The sequence below is a fragment of the Bacillus cereus group sp. BfR-BA-01430 genome (assembly GCF_022663115.1).
Classification (GTDB): Bacteria; Bacillota; Bacilli; order Bacillales; family Bacillaceae_G; genus Bacillus_A; species Bacillus_A cereus_BD.
Genome location: NZ_JAKUEW010000001.1, coordinates 274129 through 293695, shown reverse-complemented (window position 1 = coordinate 293695; position 19567 = coordinate 274129). Strand labels below are relative to the sequence as shown.

The window sequence follows — 19567 nt, the reverse complement described above, 5'->3', positions numbered from 1 at the left end:
TATCACACACTATAAAATTATAGTTTTACAACGTTTTTCGCTTGAGGTCCACGGTTACCATCTTCGATTTCGAAGCTAACTTTTTCGCCTTCTTCTAAAGATTTGAAACCTTCAGTTGTGATTGCAGAGAAATGTACGAATACATCGCTTCCACCTGGAACTTCGATGAAGCCAAATCCTTTTTCATTGTTAAACCATTTTACTTGTCCTGTTACTGTCATTCTTATTTCCTCCTAAGAAAATACATTTTTTTAGTTTTTCATGTAAAAAAAGAATCCACACATTATCAAATACGAAACATAAAACAGTTCTCACATACCTTTTCTCGTTCGTTTTCAGCACTTGATAATATATGGATTGCTTAATTTAATTATTCAACTGAGATTAGTATAACATAATAAAAATAAGATGTACACTTTTTTTCAAAAATAAATCTTCCAATTTTTTGTATGCCCTATAAAATAGCGTTACATGTAAGAATTTTATGCCCTCAAAAACAAAACAGATATACAAAAAGGATCTTTTCAATAGAAAACAGGTGCCTAGTATCGACACCTGTCCCTTCACTTATTTTGTAAACTGCGCCTCTTCCGTAGAACCTTTCAGCGCCGTTGTCGAAGATGTACCACCTGTAATCACTTGCGCGACTTCATCAAAGTAACCTGTTCCTACTTCGCGCTGATGACGCGTTGCGGAGTAGCCGTATTGTTCAGCAGCAAATTCTGCTTGTTGCAATTCAGAATATGCTGCCATGCCGCGCTCTTTATAACCGCGCGCTAATTCAAACATGCCGTAGTTTAAAGAATGGAATCCAGCGAGCGTTACGAATTGGAATTTATAACCGTATGATGCAATTTCTTTTTGGAAGTTGGCAATTGTTTTTTCATCTAATTTTTGTTTCCAGTTAAAGGATGGCGAACAGTTATACGCTAGTAATTTCCCTGGATATTTCTCATGAATTGCTTCAGCAAAGCGCTTTGCATCTTCTATATTTGGCTCAGATGTTTCACACCAAACAAGGTCTGCATATGGTGCATATGCTAAGCCGCGCGCAATCGCTTGGTCAAGCCCCGCTTTTGTACGGTAAAAACCTTCTGGCGTTCTTTCTCCTGTAATAAACTTTCGATCAACCGGATCGATATCACTCGTAATTAAATCTGCTGCATCCGCATCTGTTCTTGCAACAATGATTGTCGGTACGCCCATTACATCTGCCGCTAGCCGTGCTGAAATTAAATTACGCACGGCTGTTTGTGTTGGCAATAACACCTTTCCGCCTAAATGTCCGCATTTCTTTTCCGAAGATAATTGATCTTCGAAGTGAACACCTGCTGCTCCTGCTTCAATCATGCCTTTCATTAATTCAAATACATTTAATTGTCCGCCAAATCCAGCCTCCGCATCAGCAACAATCGGCACGAAGTAGTCGATATTCCCGCTCTCTTCCATATGCTGAATTTGATCTGCACGCTGAAGCGTTTGATTCATCCGTTTGACAACAGCTGGTACACTGTTCGCCGGATATAAACTTTGATCCGGATACATATGACCAGATAAATTCGCATCCGCTGCCACTTGCCAACCACTTAAGTAAATTGCTTTTAATCCCGCTTTTACTTGTTGCATCGCTTGGTTACCTGTTAACGCTCCAAGCGCATGAATGTAATCTTCTGTATGAAGCATGTTCCAAAGTTTCTCCGCACCACGGCGCGCTAATGTATGTTCAATATCAATTGACCCGCGAAGACGAATGACATCTTCAGCAGAATAAGGACGCGTAATCCCCTTCCAGCGTGCATCTAACTCCCAATTCTCTTGCAGCTTCTGAATTCTTTCGTTTTTCATTTCTTCCATCCCCTTTTCTTTTATAAAATTTCATAGCCAGGTAATGTTAAAAATGGTTCAAACTCATCCTTACGCACTAAATCAGTAAATAACTTTGTCGCTTCTACAAATCTACCTTTCTCAAATGATTCTTTCCCAATCTCCTTCTCTATTTTTGCTAGTTCTTCCGCCTTCAATTGTTCTACTAAAGCAAACGTAACGTTACGACCGTCATTCAGTTTCCCCTCCTCATGACGAATCCACTGCCACACTTGCGCTCTTGATATTTCCGCTGTCGCCGCATCTTCCATTAAGTTATAAATAGGCGCTGCCCCGCGTCCACTTAGCCATGACGCAATATATTGAATGCCGACACTAATATTCATACGTAGCCCTTCTTCTGTAATCGTTCCCATAGGTACTTCTAATAAATCCTTTTCTGTTACATGCAGTTCTTCCCGTTTTCTAAATATTTGATTTGGTGTTTTCATAATATAATCGAATACTTCCATCGCAACCGGTACGAGTCCTGGGTGAGCAACCCAAGTTCCATCATGCCCATCTAAAGCTTCGCGCTCTTTATCGGCCCGCACTTTTTCAAAGGCAGTCTCATTTGCTTTCGGATTATTTTTAATTGGAATTTGGGCTGCCATCCCTCCCATCGCTGGTGCATTTCGGCGATGACATGTTTGAATGACTTTCAAAGAATACGCGCGCATAAACGGTGCTGTCATCGTAACTTGCGCTCTGTCTGGAAGCAAAAATGCTTTATGATTGCGGAAACATTTTAAAAAGCTAAAGATATAATCCCATCGCCCACAATTTAATCCAGCGGAGTGATCGCGTAATTCATATAAAATTTCGTCCATTTCAAATGCAGCATGGATCGTCTCAAGCAGTGCCGTCGCTTTAATTGTGCCATTTGGAATACCGATATACTTCTGCGCAAATACAAATACATCATTCCACAAACGAGCTTCTAAATAACTCTCCATCTTTGGTAAGTAAAAATATGGACCGCTTCCTTTTTCAATTAGAGTTTTCGCATTATGGAAAAAGTACAGCCCAAAGTCTACAAGACTTCCAGACATACGTTTCCCGTCAACTTGCATATGTTTTTCTTCTAAATGCCAACCGCGCGGACGTACAATAAGTACAGCTGTTTGATCGCCAAGGCGGTATTCTTTCCCGCTTGGGCTCTTATAGAAAATTGTTCCTTTAGCCGCATCTCTTAAGTTTATTTGACCTTCTATTATGTTTTTCCATGTTGGTGAGCTCGAGTCTTCAAAATCTGCCATAAAAAGATGTGCTCCAGAGTTTAAAGCATTAATAATCATCTTTCGATCTACTGGTCCCGTAATCTCTACGCGTCGATCTTCTAAATCGCGCGGAAGCGGCGCAATTGTCCAATCGCTCGCACGTATATGTGCTGTTTCTGGTAAAAATTTCGGAAACTCTCCCGCATCGATTCTTTTCTGTTTTTCTTCTCGTTTTTTCAATAACTGAATACGGCGTTCATTGAAATTCTCATGCAACTCTTTCAAAAAAGTAAGCGCTTCTGGTGTCAAAATTTCGTTGTACGATGGTAATAATTCTCCAGCGAGTGTCACTCGTGAAGTTTGCGTTGACATATTAGCATCCCCTTTTTCAAAACTGTTTTATAACAGATTTATTTTTATGTTTTATATTATATAACAAATCTCCAGAAAAGGAAGTAATTTTTTAAAAATTTAAATTTTTTTATAGCGAAACTTTAATCAGTGGGGTTTTCTTCATCCCGCACTGATTATGAGCCCTCACCAATCAGTGCGGGATAAAAAGAAAAAAACCTGCATCTAAAAAGGTTTTTTACACCTTTTTGGCACAGGTTCTTTTCTCTCCATTCCTTATTTATTATTCAGCATGTTCATTCATAATTGCATTGTATAAAAATTGAGCATACTGCTCACGCGTTACCTTCATCTCTGGAGCAAATTTCCCTTGTCCAATTCCTGCTGCAATCTGATTGGATTGTACAGCACTAATTGCGTCTTTTGCCCATGAATTTGCTGGAACATCGTTGAAACTATGCGGAGCTTTCACCTCTAAATCAAAAACAGTCGCAATAACTTGGGCCATTTCTGCACGTGTTAGCGTATCTTTCGGTCTAAAATTCCCTTGCTCATCCCCTTGGAAAATGCCCATTTCCGTTAAAGCTAAAATTTCTTTCAAGAATAATGTTGATCCATACTCATCAAGATCACCGTATGGATTTTCATATTCCCCTTGCTCTTCCATACCTTCCATACTACGATAAATTAATGCCGCGACTTGTTCACGTGTTACATGATCCCCTAGTCCAAAAATACCATGACCATATCCCGCAATAATTCCCGCGTTTCCTAAATCATAGATTGCATCAAAAGCCCAATGATCTTGTGGTACATCATGAAATACAACCGGCGTACTTTCAGCTTTTACAGTCAAACTCTCTGCACTAAATAAAGCGCTTCCCATGATCGTTAATGATGCGACTACTTTCAAAAATTTCTTATTCACTACAGTCTCTCCTGTATATATGTATTTTGTTTTAATATAAATAATTGATACAGGAGAGACAAGACACAAAACTGCCACCTTCGTGACAAATTTATGAACTATATTACATATGATTTTTTATTTATCAACTTGATAATCAATCTAATACAATATCATGATTTTAAGTGAAAATACTTTTATATCAAGGGTTCTTTACTATATTTCTTTCTATCATCTTTAATATCCATATTTGTATTTATTACATTATGCATAATAAATACATACAACAAAAAGTGCAATTAAAAAATCATTGCACTTTTTCCTAATCATGCAAGAGTTCATTATGCATCTACTTCATCTTTTATATGATAACGAATAATAGCTTGATTTAAAAACTTCGCATATTGCTCACGTGTTACAAATGCGCTTGGTTCGAATTTTCCATTTCCAGTTCCAATTACAACTTTGTTTGATTGTAAAGCACTTATTGCATCTTTTGCCCAATGATTATCGGGCACATCGTGAAACGTATGTTGACGCTTTACTTCAAATTCGAATGTTCTTGTAAGAATCTGTGCCATTTCCGCACGTGTTAACGGTGCTGTCGGTCTAAAGTTTCCATTTTCATTCCCCTTAAAAATACCGCGCTCTGTCAAGGCTAAAATCTCTTTTGGAAACATTGTAGATCGTTCGGAAATATCATGATAGGGGTTTTTTAACGGTCCTTTATGTTCAAGTTGAAGTGTACGATATATAACTGCTGCCACTTGTTCACGTGTTACATAATCTCCTACACCAAATTTCCCATTTCCATACCCTTCAAGAAATTTATGATAAACTAAATCCATAATATCATCATATGCCCAATGCCCTACTGGAACATCCGCAAACACGATCATCTCAGGGTACTCTTCCGCTCTAATTGGAGCCGTACCGGCACTTATCAATAACCCACCAACAATAGCTGCTGTAGTCATCACACGGCATACTTTTTTCTTCATTTTCCTCTCTCCTTTATCTCTATTGATACACAATAAGAAAAGAATAGATTGCATTCGATTATTCATAACTACATATGCTTCATTGACAAATCATATGAACAAATCAAACATGCTTTAATATCCATTATTGTGGATTTTACGATTATAAGAGGAGCAATTCATATTAAAAATGTAAATCGGGTACAAATTGTTTTGAAGAATCGTCATCCTTGCTTTTTTGCTTCTATTTTTATTCCTCCTTCTTTTTAAAAAGGACTAATGAAACCTCTTACAAGGATGTTATATAATATATATTCTACACCATTTCATCCCTATCCTTCTCTTATGAAAAGTTCATGATATAGACAAAAAACGCAAAATTATACGATATCGATCAAACGACAAATCCCGCACTTTACCGCTATGAAAAAATAAAGTGAAACTTTAATCAGTGGGGGTTTTCTTCATCCCCCACTGATTATTAGCCTTCACCAATCGGGCTGTTACGGGCAGCCCTACTCCCACCTATCTTCCTTGCTTCTCTCTGCATCTTGAGGTGGGAGTCTTACTGCCCTCAAATAGCGGGATAAAAAAGCCCGTCCGAAACTTATACGTTTTGGACAGACTTCTTTCTATTTCTAACTTTTTATCACTTTGAATACGCATGCTCTTCCTCAAGCGCTGTTTCTACTTCTGATTTTCGAAACGTAAATGCCATTCCAGCAAAAATGAAAATAATCCCGATTACTTGCATCATTGTTGGTCTAAAGCCTGTAAGTACCGTATCTAATAAAATCGCCACACCTGGATCTAAAAATACTAATACAGAAATGAGTCTTGTTGGCAAGTCTCTTAAACTATCAAAAAACAGATAATATACAAACCCTGTATGTATAAGGCCTGTTGCTGTTATATACAACCAATTCTTTTCTGTCAGTCCTTGAAATGCATGAAAATCGACAAATGGTAACAAAAGAAAGATTCCTAAAAAGGTTTGCAGAAATGTCATTGCGTATGCACTCGTCTGTGAAATTCCCTTTCCTAAAAGGGTTGTAAATGCGTAAAATAAAGCTGCTAGAAGAGCCCAGACCATTCCGGATGACATGAGTTTCTCCATCGAAATACTCCCGTCTACTCCCGCAACAAATACAGTTCCAACAAAACACATAACAATGGAAATAATCGCGAATATCGTTAATTTCTCCTTAAATACGAGACTTCCCATTATTAATACAATAATGGGAGCAAGATGATATACAGAGATAGCGATTGTAATCGACATAACCTCAAACGCTTTAAATAAGAACACCCAGTTAAAAACAAGAAAGATACCACATGCTACTATTTGCAGCATTTCTTTCCGATTCCATTTCTCCTCTTTATATTGCCCTGTGACAATCCAACATAAAGTTAAAAACACTGTCGCACAAATACAACGTATAAATACTAATTCAAAAGATGGTAAGTTCGTTTGAACTGAAAAAAATCCAATCGATCCAAAAATAGACATGGATACGATCATTTTTAGTGCTGGCATCGATGATTGCATTTTTACTTTATACTTTGAAAACAAAAGATATCCCCCCAACCATACCTTCTTCCGAGAAAATAAACGAAATATTTTTAAAATTATACCTTATAAATTATCATTTGTAAAAATATAGAATAAAAGACATATTAAGATTGAAATACTTAACATGTCTTTATAAATAGTATTCTACTAACGAGCGTTTTACCTTATTTTTGTAAGGTAAATTGAGAAACAATTTTTTCTAATCCACCTGCTATCATATGGAGTTGCTCAATTGCAGTAGAAATAGTTTGGACTGATTCTTCCTGCTTTAGGATAGATTGTTTTACCGCATCGGTACGATCAGATGATCTTTGGGCAATGTGAGCCATTTCTTCTGCTGAGGCAGAAATCTCTTCACTACTTGCAGCCATTTCATCCGTAGATCTAGCGGAACTTTCAATTTGAAGCGATGCTTGTTGAACCTTTTCTGTAATCTTTCCAAATACTTCTTCTGTACGCATCACTACTTCTGTACCTTGCTGAACATCCTCTTCTACTTTCCCCATCATCTCAACTGTATGATTCGTTACTTCCATTACTTGGACAACAAGTTGTTCAATTTGTTTTGCCGATTCACTAGACTGCTCCGCTAACTGTCTTACTTCATCAGCAACAACCGCAAAACCTCTACCACTTTCTCCAGCACGTGCAGCCTCAATCGCCGCATTTAAGGCCAATAAATTAATCTGTGAGGCAATCTCTTGCATCACATCAATAATTTTCACAATTTCTTCCGATTGGACTTTCATATGTCCTACTTGTTTCACACCTTGCTGGACAGAACCGTATATTGTATCCATTTGTTGAATCATCTGCTTCATAAATTGATTTCCTCTATCCGCTTCTAATGCAGATTGAGAAGATAATTCATTTACAGATGAAGAGATATCCACGATTCCTTGTATCTCTTGTGTCAATTCTTCCATTGCACACGCAGTTTGTTCTGTCGCTTTCTTTTGACTATCCGCACCACTTGCCACTTCTTCAATATCTACTATAATTTGTTTAGCGGCTTGATGCGACGTTTCTGATGCAGAAACGACTGCATGAGAGTGCTGCGATAATAGTTGAATGTTCTTTTCAACTTCCTTCATATTCTCTCGTAAACCATCAATCATCCCATTAAAATCATCAACTAATATACCTAATTCATCTTTCGCTTTATAATCTCCATATACCGTTAAATCGCCTTTTTTTACTCTTCCCATCATAGTACTTACAGTTTGTAAAGGCGTGACGATTAACCTACTAATGATATAGCTTAATATACAGATTAAAATTGTACTAACAGTTACAGTCACTATAAAACTTGTAATAGATTGTTCCACCATATTTTGAGAATCATCGAATACTTTATCTGCTAAATCTGCAACATATTTTTCTAAATCACCTGTATAACGAGCCAGCTCAGCACCTTTTGATTTTAGTTCTTCTCGAAACTCATTTATATGTTGTGGATCATGCATCAGCTTTTCTTTTTCAAACAAACTTTCATATGTATTCTTATAATCTGGTACAACTTTTTTCATCTTTTGAAACAGTTCATCTTCTTGTTTACTTAAATTAAAGCCATCATCATATTCTTTCAATAAAGAATCATATTTCTTAAGATCATCTTCAATATTTTTGACAATCTCTTTCCTCTCTTCACTTTGACTTTGTGAAATCGTCATTAATGTTAACAAATTATATTCTAATGAATTTTGTGTGCGAAGCATACTTTCTAACAAGACATTAGAATATTGATAATCATCTACAACAATCTTTGTACTCTGCTTCATCTGTTTCATCGAGTTTATTGCTACGCAACTCATCACAATGAAACCGAGAACAGCTAATGAAATGAGTAAAAATAACTTATATTTCACTTTCAAATTTCGTAAAAAACGCATAAATACAACTTTACTCCTCTATATATAGATTTTTAAAATTTTATAGCTTATTATTGAAAAAATCAGCGGAAAAATCAATGAAAAATTTTACCAAAAATTATTTACTAAAAATAAAGAAGTAGCATAACCGCTACTTCTTTATTTTTTCTGCCTCTCATATTCTTCAAATGTGTGAATTCTTTCAAAAATAGGTGGATGTGTATATAAGAAAAATTTTACTAAAGCAGGTGGATTTACTTGACTAAGGCTTGTTTTGGATAAATATTGGAATGTTTTTACTCCTGCCTTACCATCTTTCGTCATATGTAATGCATATTGATCAGCCGCACGTTCTTCAATGCGAGATACATAATTTGTCGCCGGACTTGCGGCAAAAGATAATATAGAGGAAATTAAGAAAAATAAAGGGAGAATGGACAAGCAGACAAGCTTTGAAATTCGCAATGTATCTCCCCATTTTCGCAAGCAAAGATTTAAAATGCGGCTAATCAAGTACATGCCGATAAATGTTAAAACAATATAACTGGCTACGCCCCAATATATATGTTTCATGACATAATGTCCTATTTCATGCGCCATAATAAACAAAATCTCTTTATCTTTTAACTGCTGAAGCGTCGTATCCCATAATACAATACGAGAATTCTTTCCAATCCCTGTCACGTACGCATTTAATGCATTTGTTTTTTCCGACATATTCACTTCATATACATGTTCCGCAGGGATCTGTGCTTGATCTGCAATTGCTAAAATTTTTGTTTCTAACTCTTTATTTTTTAAAGTTGAAAACTCATGATAAAGCGGATCAATTAAAACAGGCTGTACAAATGTTAAAAAGATTGTAAATGGTACAGATAATGCCCAACCTGCTAGCCACCAGCGCTTCGGAAATTTATTCATTAGCCATAATAAAACGGAAACAATCAGAAACATCATTACATAATTGATCCAAAAATCAAGAACATGATCTCGTATCCAGCTCGCTGTTGTTTGTGTTGAAATACCGTAAGCAATAGATACTTGATGCCCGAACCATTGCAGTGGTAATGAAAGCGCCGTTGTAAGTAATGATAAATAAAATAAGTAAATCGCAATTTGTATAACTTTTACCTTCGTCGTTTCTTTTGACCATTTCTCAAATTTATTTGATACCCCTAAAACAAGAACAAACAATAAAATCATCCATTCAAGAGGCACAGATAAAAAAAACAGCAAATTTTTAACTCTCGAAAAATCTTGGCTTAATGTAAGTTCTTTCGCATTCATAAAGGTTGCTGGATCAGCGCTCGTTCCTTTATACATGTCTGGAATCATTTCATGGTTCCAACCAAATAAATACCAGTATATAAATAAGGCAAAACCAACGTACAAAAAAAGCGACCATCCAATAACTTTTCTCACCGTATTCCCTCCTCTATGCTGCCTGTCTATTATTATTGTAAGTTCGCTTCTCTCAAAATAGAACAAGCTAATTTTGAATTCCTCCTCTATATCGGCGATTCAACACAAGATATCGATCGATCAACAAATTTCGCCATCTCATCGCTACTCAAAAATAGAAACAAAGAGCCTACGCCAAAAGGTATCCTTTTAACATAGGCTCTTCCCACTACGGAATCATATCTACCAATAAACTAAAATTATGAAGGTTCATAGAACTATATTTCATAATTCCTTGCACAGTTAACAACAGAATAAGACCCGTTATACACATATAATTGACACAATCTGCACTCTTTTTTTCCGCTACCATTCCTCCACAAATACATAATAACCCTAATAAATGAAGTGCCAAATAAACAAAAAAATACGTTTCGTTCCAATGAAAACTCACATTTATGGTCGTAATTACAATCAAACTTATCATAATGACATAGAAAAATTTATTTGATTGCATTGTTTCATTCATATAAATATATACATTCCTTTCTATATAGTATCGTTCCTTCATAATCGCACTATCCGCGGTTCAGCATGACAAAATAAATCACTGCTTTAAAAAAATAAAAGAATATGAAAGCGGTCACTATATATTCAAACATTTTTTTTAAAATTACTCGATTTCCACTATCCCTACTATCATACTTTAGCAGAATTCGTTTTACGATTTCTTCTAAAACAAGCCCAACTACAATTATGATTCCTACAAGAATAAGCAGAAATATAGCGCTTTCTTTATGACTCGTACTTGAAAACAAATAAAATTCTGGAAACACAATCGGATCCATAACTGGACTAATAAACTGACAAACTTCTCTACTACATATGTCTGTTATAGATGTCGAATTTGTCATTTCTTTCAGAATCTTTCCTATGAATTTTTTCATCCCTATAACTCTCCTAAACATAAAGCGCTAGAGTCTTTACATCTTATTTAAAGTTACAATTGGTAGTTCTTCATTCATATAACGACGGTTCATAAACAAAAAGAATAAAACGAAATTTAACCCAATGATAAAGATCATAAATCCTGTGAAAAAGTTCGTATAGTTGGAAAGATCGACAAAACTTATCGCCTCTTCTTTACTCATAAATTTAGAACCAATCAGTACAACTGCATTATTTAGCATATGAATACTAATCGGCATGAGTAGGCTTTTCGAGCGAATATATACAATAGATAGGACGATGCTAAATACGGTAGCACCGAGAAAATCAATATGCACGCAACCAAACAGAATGGCAACTGCAATCATGCCTTTTCCCGTTCCCCACTTTGCTGCAAAACGCTGAAAAAGAAATCCTCTAAATACAAATTCACCTATAATAGGCGCAATAAATACAACCGTTATAAATTGATATACATATCCACCGGTCTCTTCTATAATTGGCTGATGTAATGCAGTCATAATAAAATCCGGCGTAATCCATGTGAAACTATACATATACAAAATCAAATATCCATAGCTAAAGAGGCAAAGCATAACGGTAATCCATACAACTTGCAATACATGAAATGTCTCTTGCCTATTAATAAATGCTCTTAAAGGAATATCTTTTCTCCTATATTCATACATGAGCCAAATCACTGGGAGTATATAAAATATTAGTAGATTTATAATAGAAGAATTTTGTATATGAAGTGTATGTTCGAGCAATTGTTTACTGCTGCGCTCGAGCCAAATTAGTAGTGTAAATACAATCAAAAAATATCTTGCTCGCATCGAATAAAACGGATTCACACTCATCTCCTCCCCTATGTTTACTTTTATCATATCATCTAAATCTTATTTCTTAACTAAGAAAACCTTAAAATTTCCTTAAAAATCCCATAACTTTCAAGAAAATGTTATGATATTTTTTGAAAACTAGGAGGGATTTTACTTTGTACAATGCAAATATTTTACTTGTTGATGATGAATCAGCAATCTTACAACTATTAACTACAATTCTACAAAAAGAAGGGTTTTCTCATATTACAACCGCAACTTCTGCTGAGGAAGCTTTATTACTCGTTGAAGATCATTCATATGATTTAATGATTCTCGATGTGATGCTCCCTGGACAATCCGGCTTTGATATTTGTCCCATTATCCGTCAAAAAACAGATTGTCCCATCTTTTTTCTAACAGCAAAAACATCTGATCTCGATAAAGTATCTGGATTTTTATATGGAGCAGATGATTATATTACAAAACCATTCAATCCGCTTGAAGTTGTTGCTCGGATTAAAGCACAGCTGCGCAGACATTTGAAACATACTCCAAAAACAATACAAACTTCCGATTTCTATTCATTTGGAAGATTTCAGGTCGATAAACATGCTGCTGAATTAAAAGTTGATGGCAGTATTGTAGAATGCTCCGCTCAGCTATTTCAGCTCTTACTCTTCTTTTGTGAACATCCGAATTACGTCTTTTCTAAAGAAGAAATATACGAAAAAGTTTGGGGCGCCCCAGCCTATAACGGAGATGATAATACCGTGATGGTCCATATTCGCAAGCTGCGGGAAAAAATCGAATTAAACCCAAGCAATCCACAGTATATAAAAACAGTTCGTGGACTTGGTTATAAATTCATTCCAGGAAGGTAATCACGATGAATTTAAGTAAAAGATTAATTATCCAATTTATTCTACAACATATTTTTGTCTTATTTACTTTACTCATTGCTGTCGTAATTGCCTTCGGATATTTCGCTATTTTGATTAACTCGTCCTTATCAGAAACAAATGTATCAGAATTTGATAATTCAACAATTTCCAGTTACGTTTCTTTCGAAAACGGTCATATTACATTGAATGCTAAAATAAAAGAAACGCTTCAAAAAAAGGATGATTGGCTTCAAATTGTGGATGAAAACGGAAAGGTACTATATCACTATAATACACCTAAAGAGGTTCCTGATTCTTACACAAAAACATCGTTAGTTGCATATTTAAGACAACAAATACATAGCCCGTATAAATTCGCTTATTGGGATATTGAATTAGGAGAAAAGAAAGCAATTGTAATTTATGGTGAGCAACTTCAAAGCAATAAATTGTTGCAGAAACTACAAAAAGAGCACAATGCACCATTCACAGCAAATTTTTCTTTAACTGATTCTGAAAAAGAACAACTTTCTGATGCAAATGCTGTATTACAAATTTTCAATGCAGATGGAGAAGAAATTTTTTCTTATCCAGAAAACCAAGGCAAACCTCTTTCTGCCATTCAAACCGTACTTTCTGAAAAAGAACCTTGGAATCATCAAGAAAATATTTCAACTCTTTATAATCCGGAAGACAAAACTTTATTTACAATCACAACTAAAAATACTCATTATAATCCATCTGAAATGGATGAAGATGTAATCGCGAAAAAATTCCTTACCTTCTTCTGTGTTGTTTTTCTTGTAACATTTGTCTATTTAGTCATTATTTCTATTTGGTACGGTAGAAAATTTGGAAAACCGCTGTTACATACAATGCGTTGGCTCAAAAATATAGCGAGCGGAATCTATGAAGAACCTGTTAGTAAAAAAGGAAAACCGATTCGCTTTCGGCGCTCTGGTAAAGAAAAATGGTCATTCCGTTTATTTAAAGATGTAACAAAGGCGTTAGAACATCTTTCAATTACACTCAAAAAAAACGAAGCGATGCGACAAGTACTTCAACAAACACGCGAAGAATGGATTACCGGACTCACTCATGATTTAAAAACACCCCTTAGTTCGATTTACGGTTACTCTCTTTTATTAGAATCTAACCAATATCAATGGACTGATAAAGATATTCAAGAGTTCGGTCATGTCATAAAAGAAAAATCACAATATATGACGACATTAATCGATGATTTAAGCTTAACCTATCAATTAAAAAACAATGCGCTTCCTTCTCAACATTCACATGTTGAAATTAATCAATTTGTTCAAAAGATTTTATTACAATTTATTAATAACCCGACGCTTCAAAATCAAAATATTGAATTTGTTCCAAGTTCCCATAAAATCTATTATTCGATTGAGGAAAAATGGTTCCAGCGCATCATTGAAAACTTATTAGCAAATGCCGTAAAACATAACAATGAAACGACTAAAATCCTCGTCAAACTGGCAAAAAACAAAGATTCTTTCACTCTTTCTATTACAGATAACGGAAAGGGAATGGATGAAAAAACAAAAGAACTATTATTTGAACGGTATTACCGCGGAACAAATACAGAAGAAAATAATGCAGGAACAGGACTTGGTCTCGCTATTACAAAGCAACTTGTCCTCGCTCATAACGGTACGATTTCAATTGAAAGTGAACTTAGGAAAGGAACATCTATTACGATCCTATTTCCATTTCCGAATCAAAAGAGAACGTCTTAACCAAAAGTGTAGTTGCGTGTTCTATATAAAAAGAGCGAATCATCATCATCATTGATTCGCTCTTTTTCTTCCTATTTCTTTTTCACTGGTATCCAAATCTCAATTTGAGCGAGTTCATTTTTATCTGCATGACAGCGCTCATCATATAATTCAAACTCTACACTCCCACAATGTTCATATCCAGAATGCGGGAACCATTCTGTGAAAACTGCGTTCCACGTTTGATGAATAGATGGCACCATCTCTTCATGCGGTACTTTCGGCGTTGTAAATACAGCATACGTTGCTTCTGGGAATGTTCGTTTTAGAAGTTCGTTTGGTACACCTTCAAAACTTGTTACTTCCATCCCGATTATATAAGTAAAATCCCCTGTTTCTAAATTGAAATCGGTACACATGCCAAGCTCTACACACTGACTTGTATCCTTGCGGTTTGGAATATTTGCTCCAAGATTCTTCTTAATATAAGTTTGCCAAAACGCTGGGATATCTTGATGATTCTTTCCCTCTTTATTCGTTGTCTTACATTCATATCCAACAACTGAAAAAGCCGGCTTATTCACAATACGATATTCCATTTGTATTCCTCCTAAATACGGATTTAATTTTCTCTGTCTCACATTCACTTTGTTGTACATCGGTGTTTGAATGTTTTGTTTTCGATATTGACTTGGTGTCATTTGAAACAATTTTTTAAAGGCTCTTGTGAACGTTTCATGAGATTGAAAGCCATGTTCTAATGCAATATCAAGAATTCTTTCATTCGTATGAGAAAGCTGATAAGCTGCCCGGGCAAGCCTTCTCTTCCGAACATACTCCATCACTGGATCACCAACTAACGCCTGAAATACACGATGAAAATGCGAATCAGAAAAACCAGCAATACGAGCTAAATTGCATAATGTTTGTTTTTCCATAACATCTTTTTCAATATAATCAATAGCCTTTTGAATTTGTGTTTCATAGCTTTCCATCTCTGTTCACCCGCCTTCTATGTATTATGATAAAGAAAAGCTCTATTTTTTTCTTGACGTTTTTTACTTTATTTCACAAAACAATTCCATGATTCATCTCGTAAAGAAACAAGATGGAAAACCGACTTGCTATATTGTCGCTACGAAGAAGTGTTAAATTTATTCTTATGCCTAAATGATGACATAAAATCCATACATATAGTACTCATCAATTTATAGTACCGATAATAATACAGTACCTTGAAATATATAGTAGTTAATGGTATATTTGGAAGTAATTAGATAAACGATTCCAGGAACAGATCATTTTAAAAAAGAGAGAGGGACGACTCGCTTTCGTAACGGCATGTCCTCTCCACTTATTTATTCTTACGAAGAAACGGATTGAATTCTGAAATATGATGAATCATTTCATAAAAGAAGGTGATTGTAGTGAACAGAAAGGAATTTTTAAGCAATCTGAGCTCTTCCCTAGGAAACATACCGAATTCAGAAAAAAACGATATTTTATCAGAATATGAAACTCATTTTATAAGCGGTAAGCAGGATGGGAAATCTGAAGAAGAGATTTGTAAAAACCTTGGAAACCCTAAAACAATCGCGAAAGAAATGAATGTGACATATGCTATAAACAACGCGAATCAGAAACGCAGCCTCAAAAATATGATAATAGCAATCTTGTCTGTTATGACCTTAAGTTTGGCAAACTTTATATGTATCATGATAGCTTTCTTCTTGTTACTCTTGCTATCGCCAATTCTTCTCGCACTCATCATTGCTACTCCTTTACTATTACTATCACCTCTACTATTAGTAATAGTAGGATTTATAAAAGGATTTCATCAAATCCATTTTTCAGATGTTTATAGTGTATTGATAGGGTTTTTTATTGGCTTAGTCATCGCTGGCGTATCTTATCAAGCACTAAAACATTTATACTCGCTTTTAGTCAAATATTTAAAATGGAATGTCTCTATTTTAAAAGAGGATTAATAGAAATGAAAGAGTGCACATCTCCTCTTTCATTTCCTTCGTTCATTTTCAATATGCAATTTTGCATATCCCCTCATTTTCTTTCCACTTTCATGCTACGATATATACGAAATACGACATATATCGACAAAATAGGAAGTGATTCTATGAAACGTTCTAAAACATATGTAAAATGTCTCGCGTTATCTGCTGTGTTGGCAAGTAGTGCCCTAGCAATGCACACACCGGTTGTCGCTGCACAAACAACTTCTCAAGTTGTAACAGATATCGGTCAAAATGCAAAAACACATACAAGCTATAATACATTTAATAATGAACAAGCAGACAATATGACAATGTCATTAAAAGTAACTTTCATTGATGATCCAAGTGCTGATAAGCAAATTGCGGTTATTAATACAACAGGTAGCTTTATGAAGGCAAACCCAACTCTTAGTGACGCTCCTGTTGATGGATATCCAATTCCAGGAGCAAGTGTCACATTGCGCTATCCATCACAATATGATATTTCAATGAACTTACAAGATCATACGTCTCGATTCTTTCATGTAGCACCAACAAATGCAGTGGAAGAAACGACTGTTACATCAAGCGTTTCTTATCAACTTGGTGGTTCTATTAAAGCCTCTGTAACACCGAGTGGTCCTAGTGGCGAATCTGGGGCAACAGGTCAAGTAACTTGGTCTGATTCTGTAAGTTATAAACAAACAAGCTATAAAACAAACTTAATTGATCAAACAAATAAACATGTAAAATGGAACGTATTCTTTAATGGATATAATAATCAAAACTGGGGCATTTACACACGTGATTCCTACCATGCTTTATATGGAAACCAATTATTTATGTATTCTCGTACATACCCTCACGAAACAGATGCGCGAGGCAATCTAGTCCCAATGAATGACCTTCCAGCTCTAACAAATAGCGGTTTCTCTCCAGGTATGATTGCTGTTGTCATTTCAGAAAAGGAGACAGAACAGTCTTCTATCCAAGTTGCTTATACAAAGCATGCTGACGATTATACACTTCGCCCTGGCTTTACATTCGCAACTGGTAACTGGGTTGGAAATAATATAAAAGATGTAGATCAAAAAACATTTCATAAATCATTTGTATTAGATTGGAAAAATAAAAAACTAGTAGAAAAGAAGTAAAGTAAAAAACAACACTGACAAACTCAGTGTTGTTTTTTACTTTATACTTGCATCGCCTTTTCTCGTAAAGCTCTTCTTAGTAGTTTTCCTGTTGTGTTCTTCGGTAATTCCTTCAAAAATTCTATCTTTTTTGGAACCTTATATTTCGCAAGGTGTAACGAACAATAATGAATGAGTTCTTCTTCTCGTACCCTTTCATGTTTTGGAACAACATAAGCGCATACAGCTTCTCCTAAACTTTCATCCGGAACACCTATTACGATTACTTCGGCCACTTCCTCGTGTTTATACAATACTTCTTCTACTTCCCGAGGATATACATTATAGCCACCGACAAGAACGATATCTTTTTTACGGTCCACAATATAGAAGTAACCTTCTTCATCCATTTTTGCTAGATCACCTGTATATAGCCACCCTTCCCGAAGTACTGCTGCTGTATCTTCTGGAGCCTTATAATACCCTTTCATAACGTTCGGGCCGCGAACAATTAGTTCTCCGACTTCTCCAACAGGCACTTCCTCACCAAGTTCATTTACTACTTTATTTTCAACGTGCCAAATATTTGTTCCAATAGATCCTGGTTTTCGCGGACGATCCAATGGATTAAAACACGTCACTGGCGATGCTTCTGATAGTCCGTATCCTTCTGAAACAATAACTTGAAAGCGTTTTTCAAAATTCTCAAGCAGAGCAACAGGCATAGAAGCACCACCAGATATGCAAAGTCTGAGTGATTTCATATCTTCTGCACTTGCTCCTTCATATAAATATAAATAATTGTACATCGTTGGTACACCAGAAAATATTGTTGGTCCATATGTGCGACAAATGCGAAATACTTCTTTTGGACTAAATTTTGGTAACATTAAAATGATTGCCCCATTTATAATCGGTGCATTAATCGCAACGGTTAAACAAAACACATGGAACATTGGCAACGCCGCCACAACACGGTCATCTTCTGTATATTGTAAATATGTCGCAACGTCTCTCGCATTACTATATAAATTTTTGTGCGTTAACATAGCACCTTTAGGCTGCCCTGTTGTTCCTGAAGTGTATAAAATAACCGCAACGTCTTCTTCATGTAATAGCGGACTTTCATAGGATAGATCTCCAGTTCCCACTAAATCAGTAAACGTTTTCATTTTTTCGTTGTCTGTAAGTTGAAAATCTGATGAGGTTTCACATATGATGATATGTTCGAGAGAAGGAAGTCTTGTTGTAAGAGATTGTATAATGGGTAGAAGGATGTCGAGTATGATGATTGTTTTTACGTCTCCATTTTGTAAAATGTAATGCATTTCGTCTGCGGTATATATTGGATTAACCGGAACAACGGTTGCTCCTGTTTTCATGACCCCATATAGCCCGATTAAAAAATGTGGTGAATTTCCAACAACTAATGCAACATTGTCCCCTTTTGTAATGCCCATTTTTGCTAAATTACTAGAAAACTTTGTGACCATTTTATTTAATTGGTCATACGAGACCGACTGATCCATAAATATATAAGCTGGTTTCTCCCCTTTCTTTGCGGCTGTCTCAGCTAAAGATTGAACGAGATTCACATAAACCCCACCTTTATAAAATTTTGAAAATTTAAACATTCTAAATATATTATATGAAAAGAAAATTCAGGTATCAAGTAACATTCAAATACTCGTATATAAAGTAGCGCCGTAAATCACTACTGCCAGTAGATACGAGCGAAATGAAGGTTCATTCATTTGTACAATCCATGCGAATCAGTGCATCTACCGCTTTTTTACAAAAACATAAAAGAATCTTACCCATTTCAGGTACAGCGTACTTCGTAATAAATTGAAGTGAAATAATAATAGTGCATGAAATTTTA

General features: G+C 35.5%; 17 protein-coding genes. 4 read left to right on the top strand and 13 right to left on the bottom strand.

Annotated features, from left to right (window positions below; translation table 11 throughout):
- Nucleotides 1–17: 17 nt before the first annotated feature.
- From MR058_RS01520 to MR058_RS01470, 11 genes are all read right to left on the bottom strand, one after another.
- A complete protein-coding gene (locus MR058_RS01520) occupies nucleotides 18–221 on the bottom strand; it encodes a cold-shock protein (protein ID WP_242142206.1) in 204 nt (67 codons plus the stop codon).
- A 346-nt stretch (nucleotides 222–567) separates the two neighbouring features.
- Entirely contained in the window at nucleotides 568–1845 is a 1278-nt protein-coding gene (aceA, locus tag MR058_RS01515; protein ID WP_242142204.1) for an isocitrate lyase, read from the bottom strand.
- 20 nt (nucleotides 1846–1865) lie between these two features.
- On the bottom strand, nucleotides 1866–3455 hold the full coding sequence (gene aceB, locus MR058_RS01510; protein WP_242142202.1) for a malate synthase A: 1590 nt from the start codon (nucleotides 3453–3455) through the stop codon (nucleotides 1866–1868).
- A 262-nt stretch (nucleotides 3456–3717) separates the two neighbouring features.
- On the bottom strand, nucleotides 3718–4362 hold the full coding sequence (locus MR058_RS01505; protein ID WP_242142201.1) for an S-layer homology domain-containing protein: 645 nt from the start codon (nucleotides 4360–4362) through the stop codon (nucleotides 3718–3720).
- A gap of 320 nt (nucleotides 4363–4682) precedes the next feature.
- Nucleotides 4683–5342, bottom strand: coding sequence for an S-layer homology domain-containing protein (locus MR058_RS01500; RefSeq protein WP_242142199.1), 660 nt, complete (start codon nucleotides 5340–5342; stop codon nucleotides 4683–4685).
- Between the two features lie 628 nt (nucleotides 5343–5970).
- Entirely contained in the window at nucleotides 5971–6870 is a 900-nt protein-coding gene (locus tag MR058_RS01495) for a DMT family transporter (RefSeq protein ID WP_242142812.1), read from the bottom strand.
- Between the two features lie 188 nt (nucleotides 6871–7058).
- Nucleotides 7059–8786 carry a methyl-accepting chemotaxis protein gene (locus MR058_RS01490; RefSeq protein WP_242142197.1) on the bottom strand — a complete coding sequence of 576 codons (1728 nt, stop codon included), beginning with the start codon at nucleotides 8784–8786 and terminating at the stop codon, nucleotides 7059–7061.
- A gap of 138 nt (nucleotides 8787–8924) precedes the next feature.
- The gene (locus tag MR058_RS01485) at nucleotides 8925–10187 is read right to left on the bottom strand and encodes a M48 family metallopeptidase (protein ID WP_242142196.1); all 1263 of its coding nucleotides are present in this window, start codon (nucleotides 10185–10187) and stop codon (nucleotides 8925–8927) included.
- Nucleotides 10188–10395: 208 nt separating this feature from the next.
- Nucleotides 10396–10695 carry a hypothetical protein gene (locus tag MR058_RS01480; RefSeq protein ID WP_242142194.1) on the bottom strand — a complete coding sequence of 100 codons (300 nt, stop codon included), beginning with the start codon at nucleotides 10693–10695 and terminating at the stop codon, nucleotides 10396–10398.
- A gap of 49 nt (nucleotides 10696–10744) precedes the next feature.
- Nucleotides 10745–11113: a hypothetical protein gene (locus MR058_RS01475; protein WP_242142192.1), complete on the bottom strand. Its 369-nt coding sequence runs from the start codon at nucleotides 11111–11113 to the stop codon at nucleotides 10745–10747.
- A gap of 36 nt (nucleotides 11114–11149) precedes the next feature.
- On the bottom strand, nucleotides 11150–11974 hold the full coding sequence (locus tag MR058_RS01470; RefSeq protein WP_242142190.1) for a CPBP family intramembrane glutamic endopeptidase: 825 nt from the start codon (nucleotides 11972–11974) through the stop codon (nucleotides 11150–11152).
- A gap of 137 nt (nucleotides 11975–12111) precedes the next feature.
- On the opposite strand from MR058_RS01470, the gene MR058_RS01465 reads away from it, so the two are divergent.
- Together MR058_RS01465 and MR058_RS01460 are read left to right on the top strand one after the other, a co-directional pair.
- Nucleotides 12112–12819, top strand: coding sequence for a response regulator transcription factor (locus tag MR058_RS01465; protein ID WP_242142188.1), 708 nt, complete (start codon nucleotides 12112–12114; stop codon nucleotides 12817–12819).
- Between the two features lie 5 nt (nucleotides 12820–12824).
- Nucleotides 12825–14582 carry a sensor histidine kinase gene (locus tag MR058_RS01460; protein ID WP_242142186.1) on the top strand — a complete coding sequence of 586 codons (1758 nt, stop codon included), beginning with the start codon at nucleotides 12825–12827 and terminating at the stop codon, nucleotides 14580–14582.
- A gap of 71 nt (nucleotides 14583–14653) precedes the next feature.
- Here MR058_RS01460 and MR058_RS01455 read toward each other — a convergent pair whose 3' ends face one another.
- The gene (locus MR058_RS01455) at nucleotides 14654–15556 is read right to left on the bottom strand and encodes an AraC family transcriptional regulator (protein WP_242142184.1); all 903 of its coding nucleotides are present in this window, start codon (nucleotides 15554–15556) and stop codon (nucleotides 14654–14656) included.
- 432 nt (nucleotides 15557–15988) lie between these two features.
- Here MR058_RS01455 and MR058_RS01450 point away from each other — a divergent pair, with 432 nt between their 5' ends.
- Both MR058_RS01450 and cytK1 read left to right on the top strand, forming a co-directional pair.
- A complete protein-coding gene (locus MR058_RS01450; RefSeq protein ID WP_242142183.1) occupies nucleotides 15989–16549 on the top strand; it encodes an HAAS signaling domain-containing protein in 561 nt (186 codons plus the stop codon).
- Nucleotides 16550–16695: 146 nt separating this feature from the next.
- Nucleotides 16696–17706 (top strand): beta-channel forming cytolysin CytK1, encoded by a 1011-nt coding sequence (gene cytK1, locus MR058_RS01445; RefSeq protein WP_242142181.1) that lies wholly within the window; start codon nucleotides 16696–16698, stop codon nucleotides 17704–17706.
- 41 nt (nucleotides 17707–17747) lie between these two features.
- On the opposite strand, the gene MR058_RS01440 is transcribed toward cytK1, so the two are convergent.
- Nucleotides 17748–19280: a fatty acid--CoA ligase family protein gene (locus tag MR058_RS01440; protein ID WP_242142179.1), complete on the bottom strand. Its 1533-nt coding sequence runs from the start codon at nucleotides 19278–19280 to the stop codon at nucleotides 17748–17750.
- Between the last annotated feature and the right edge of the window lie 287 nt (nucleotides 19281–19567).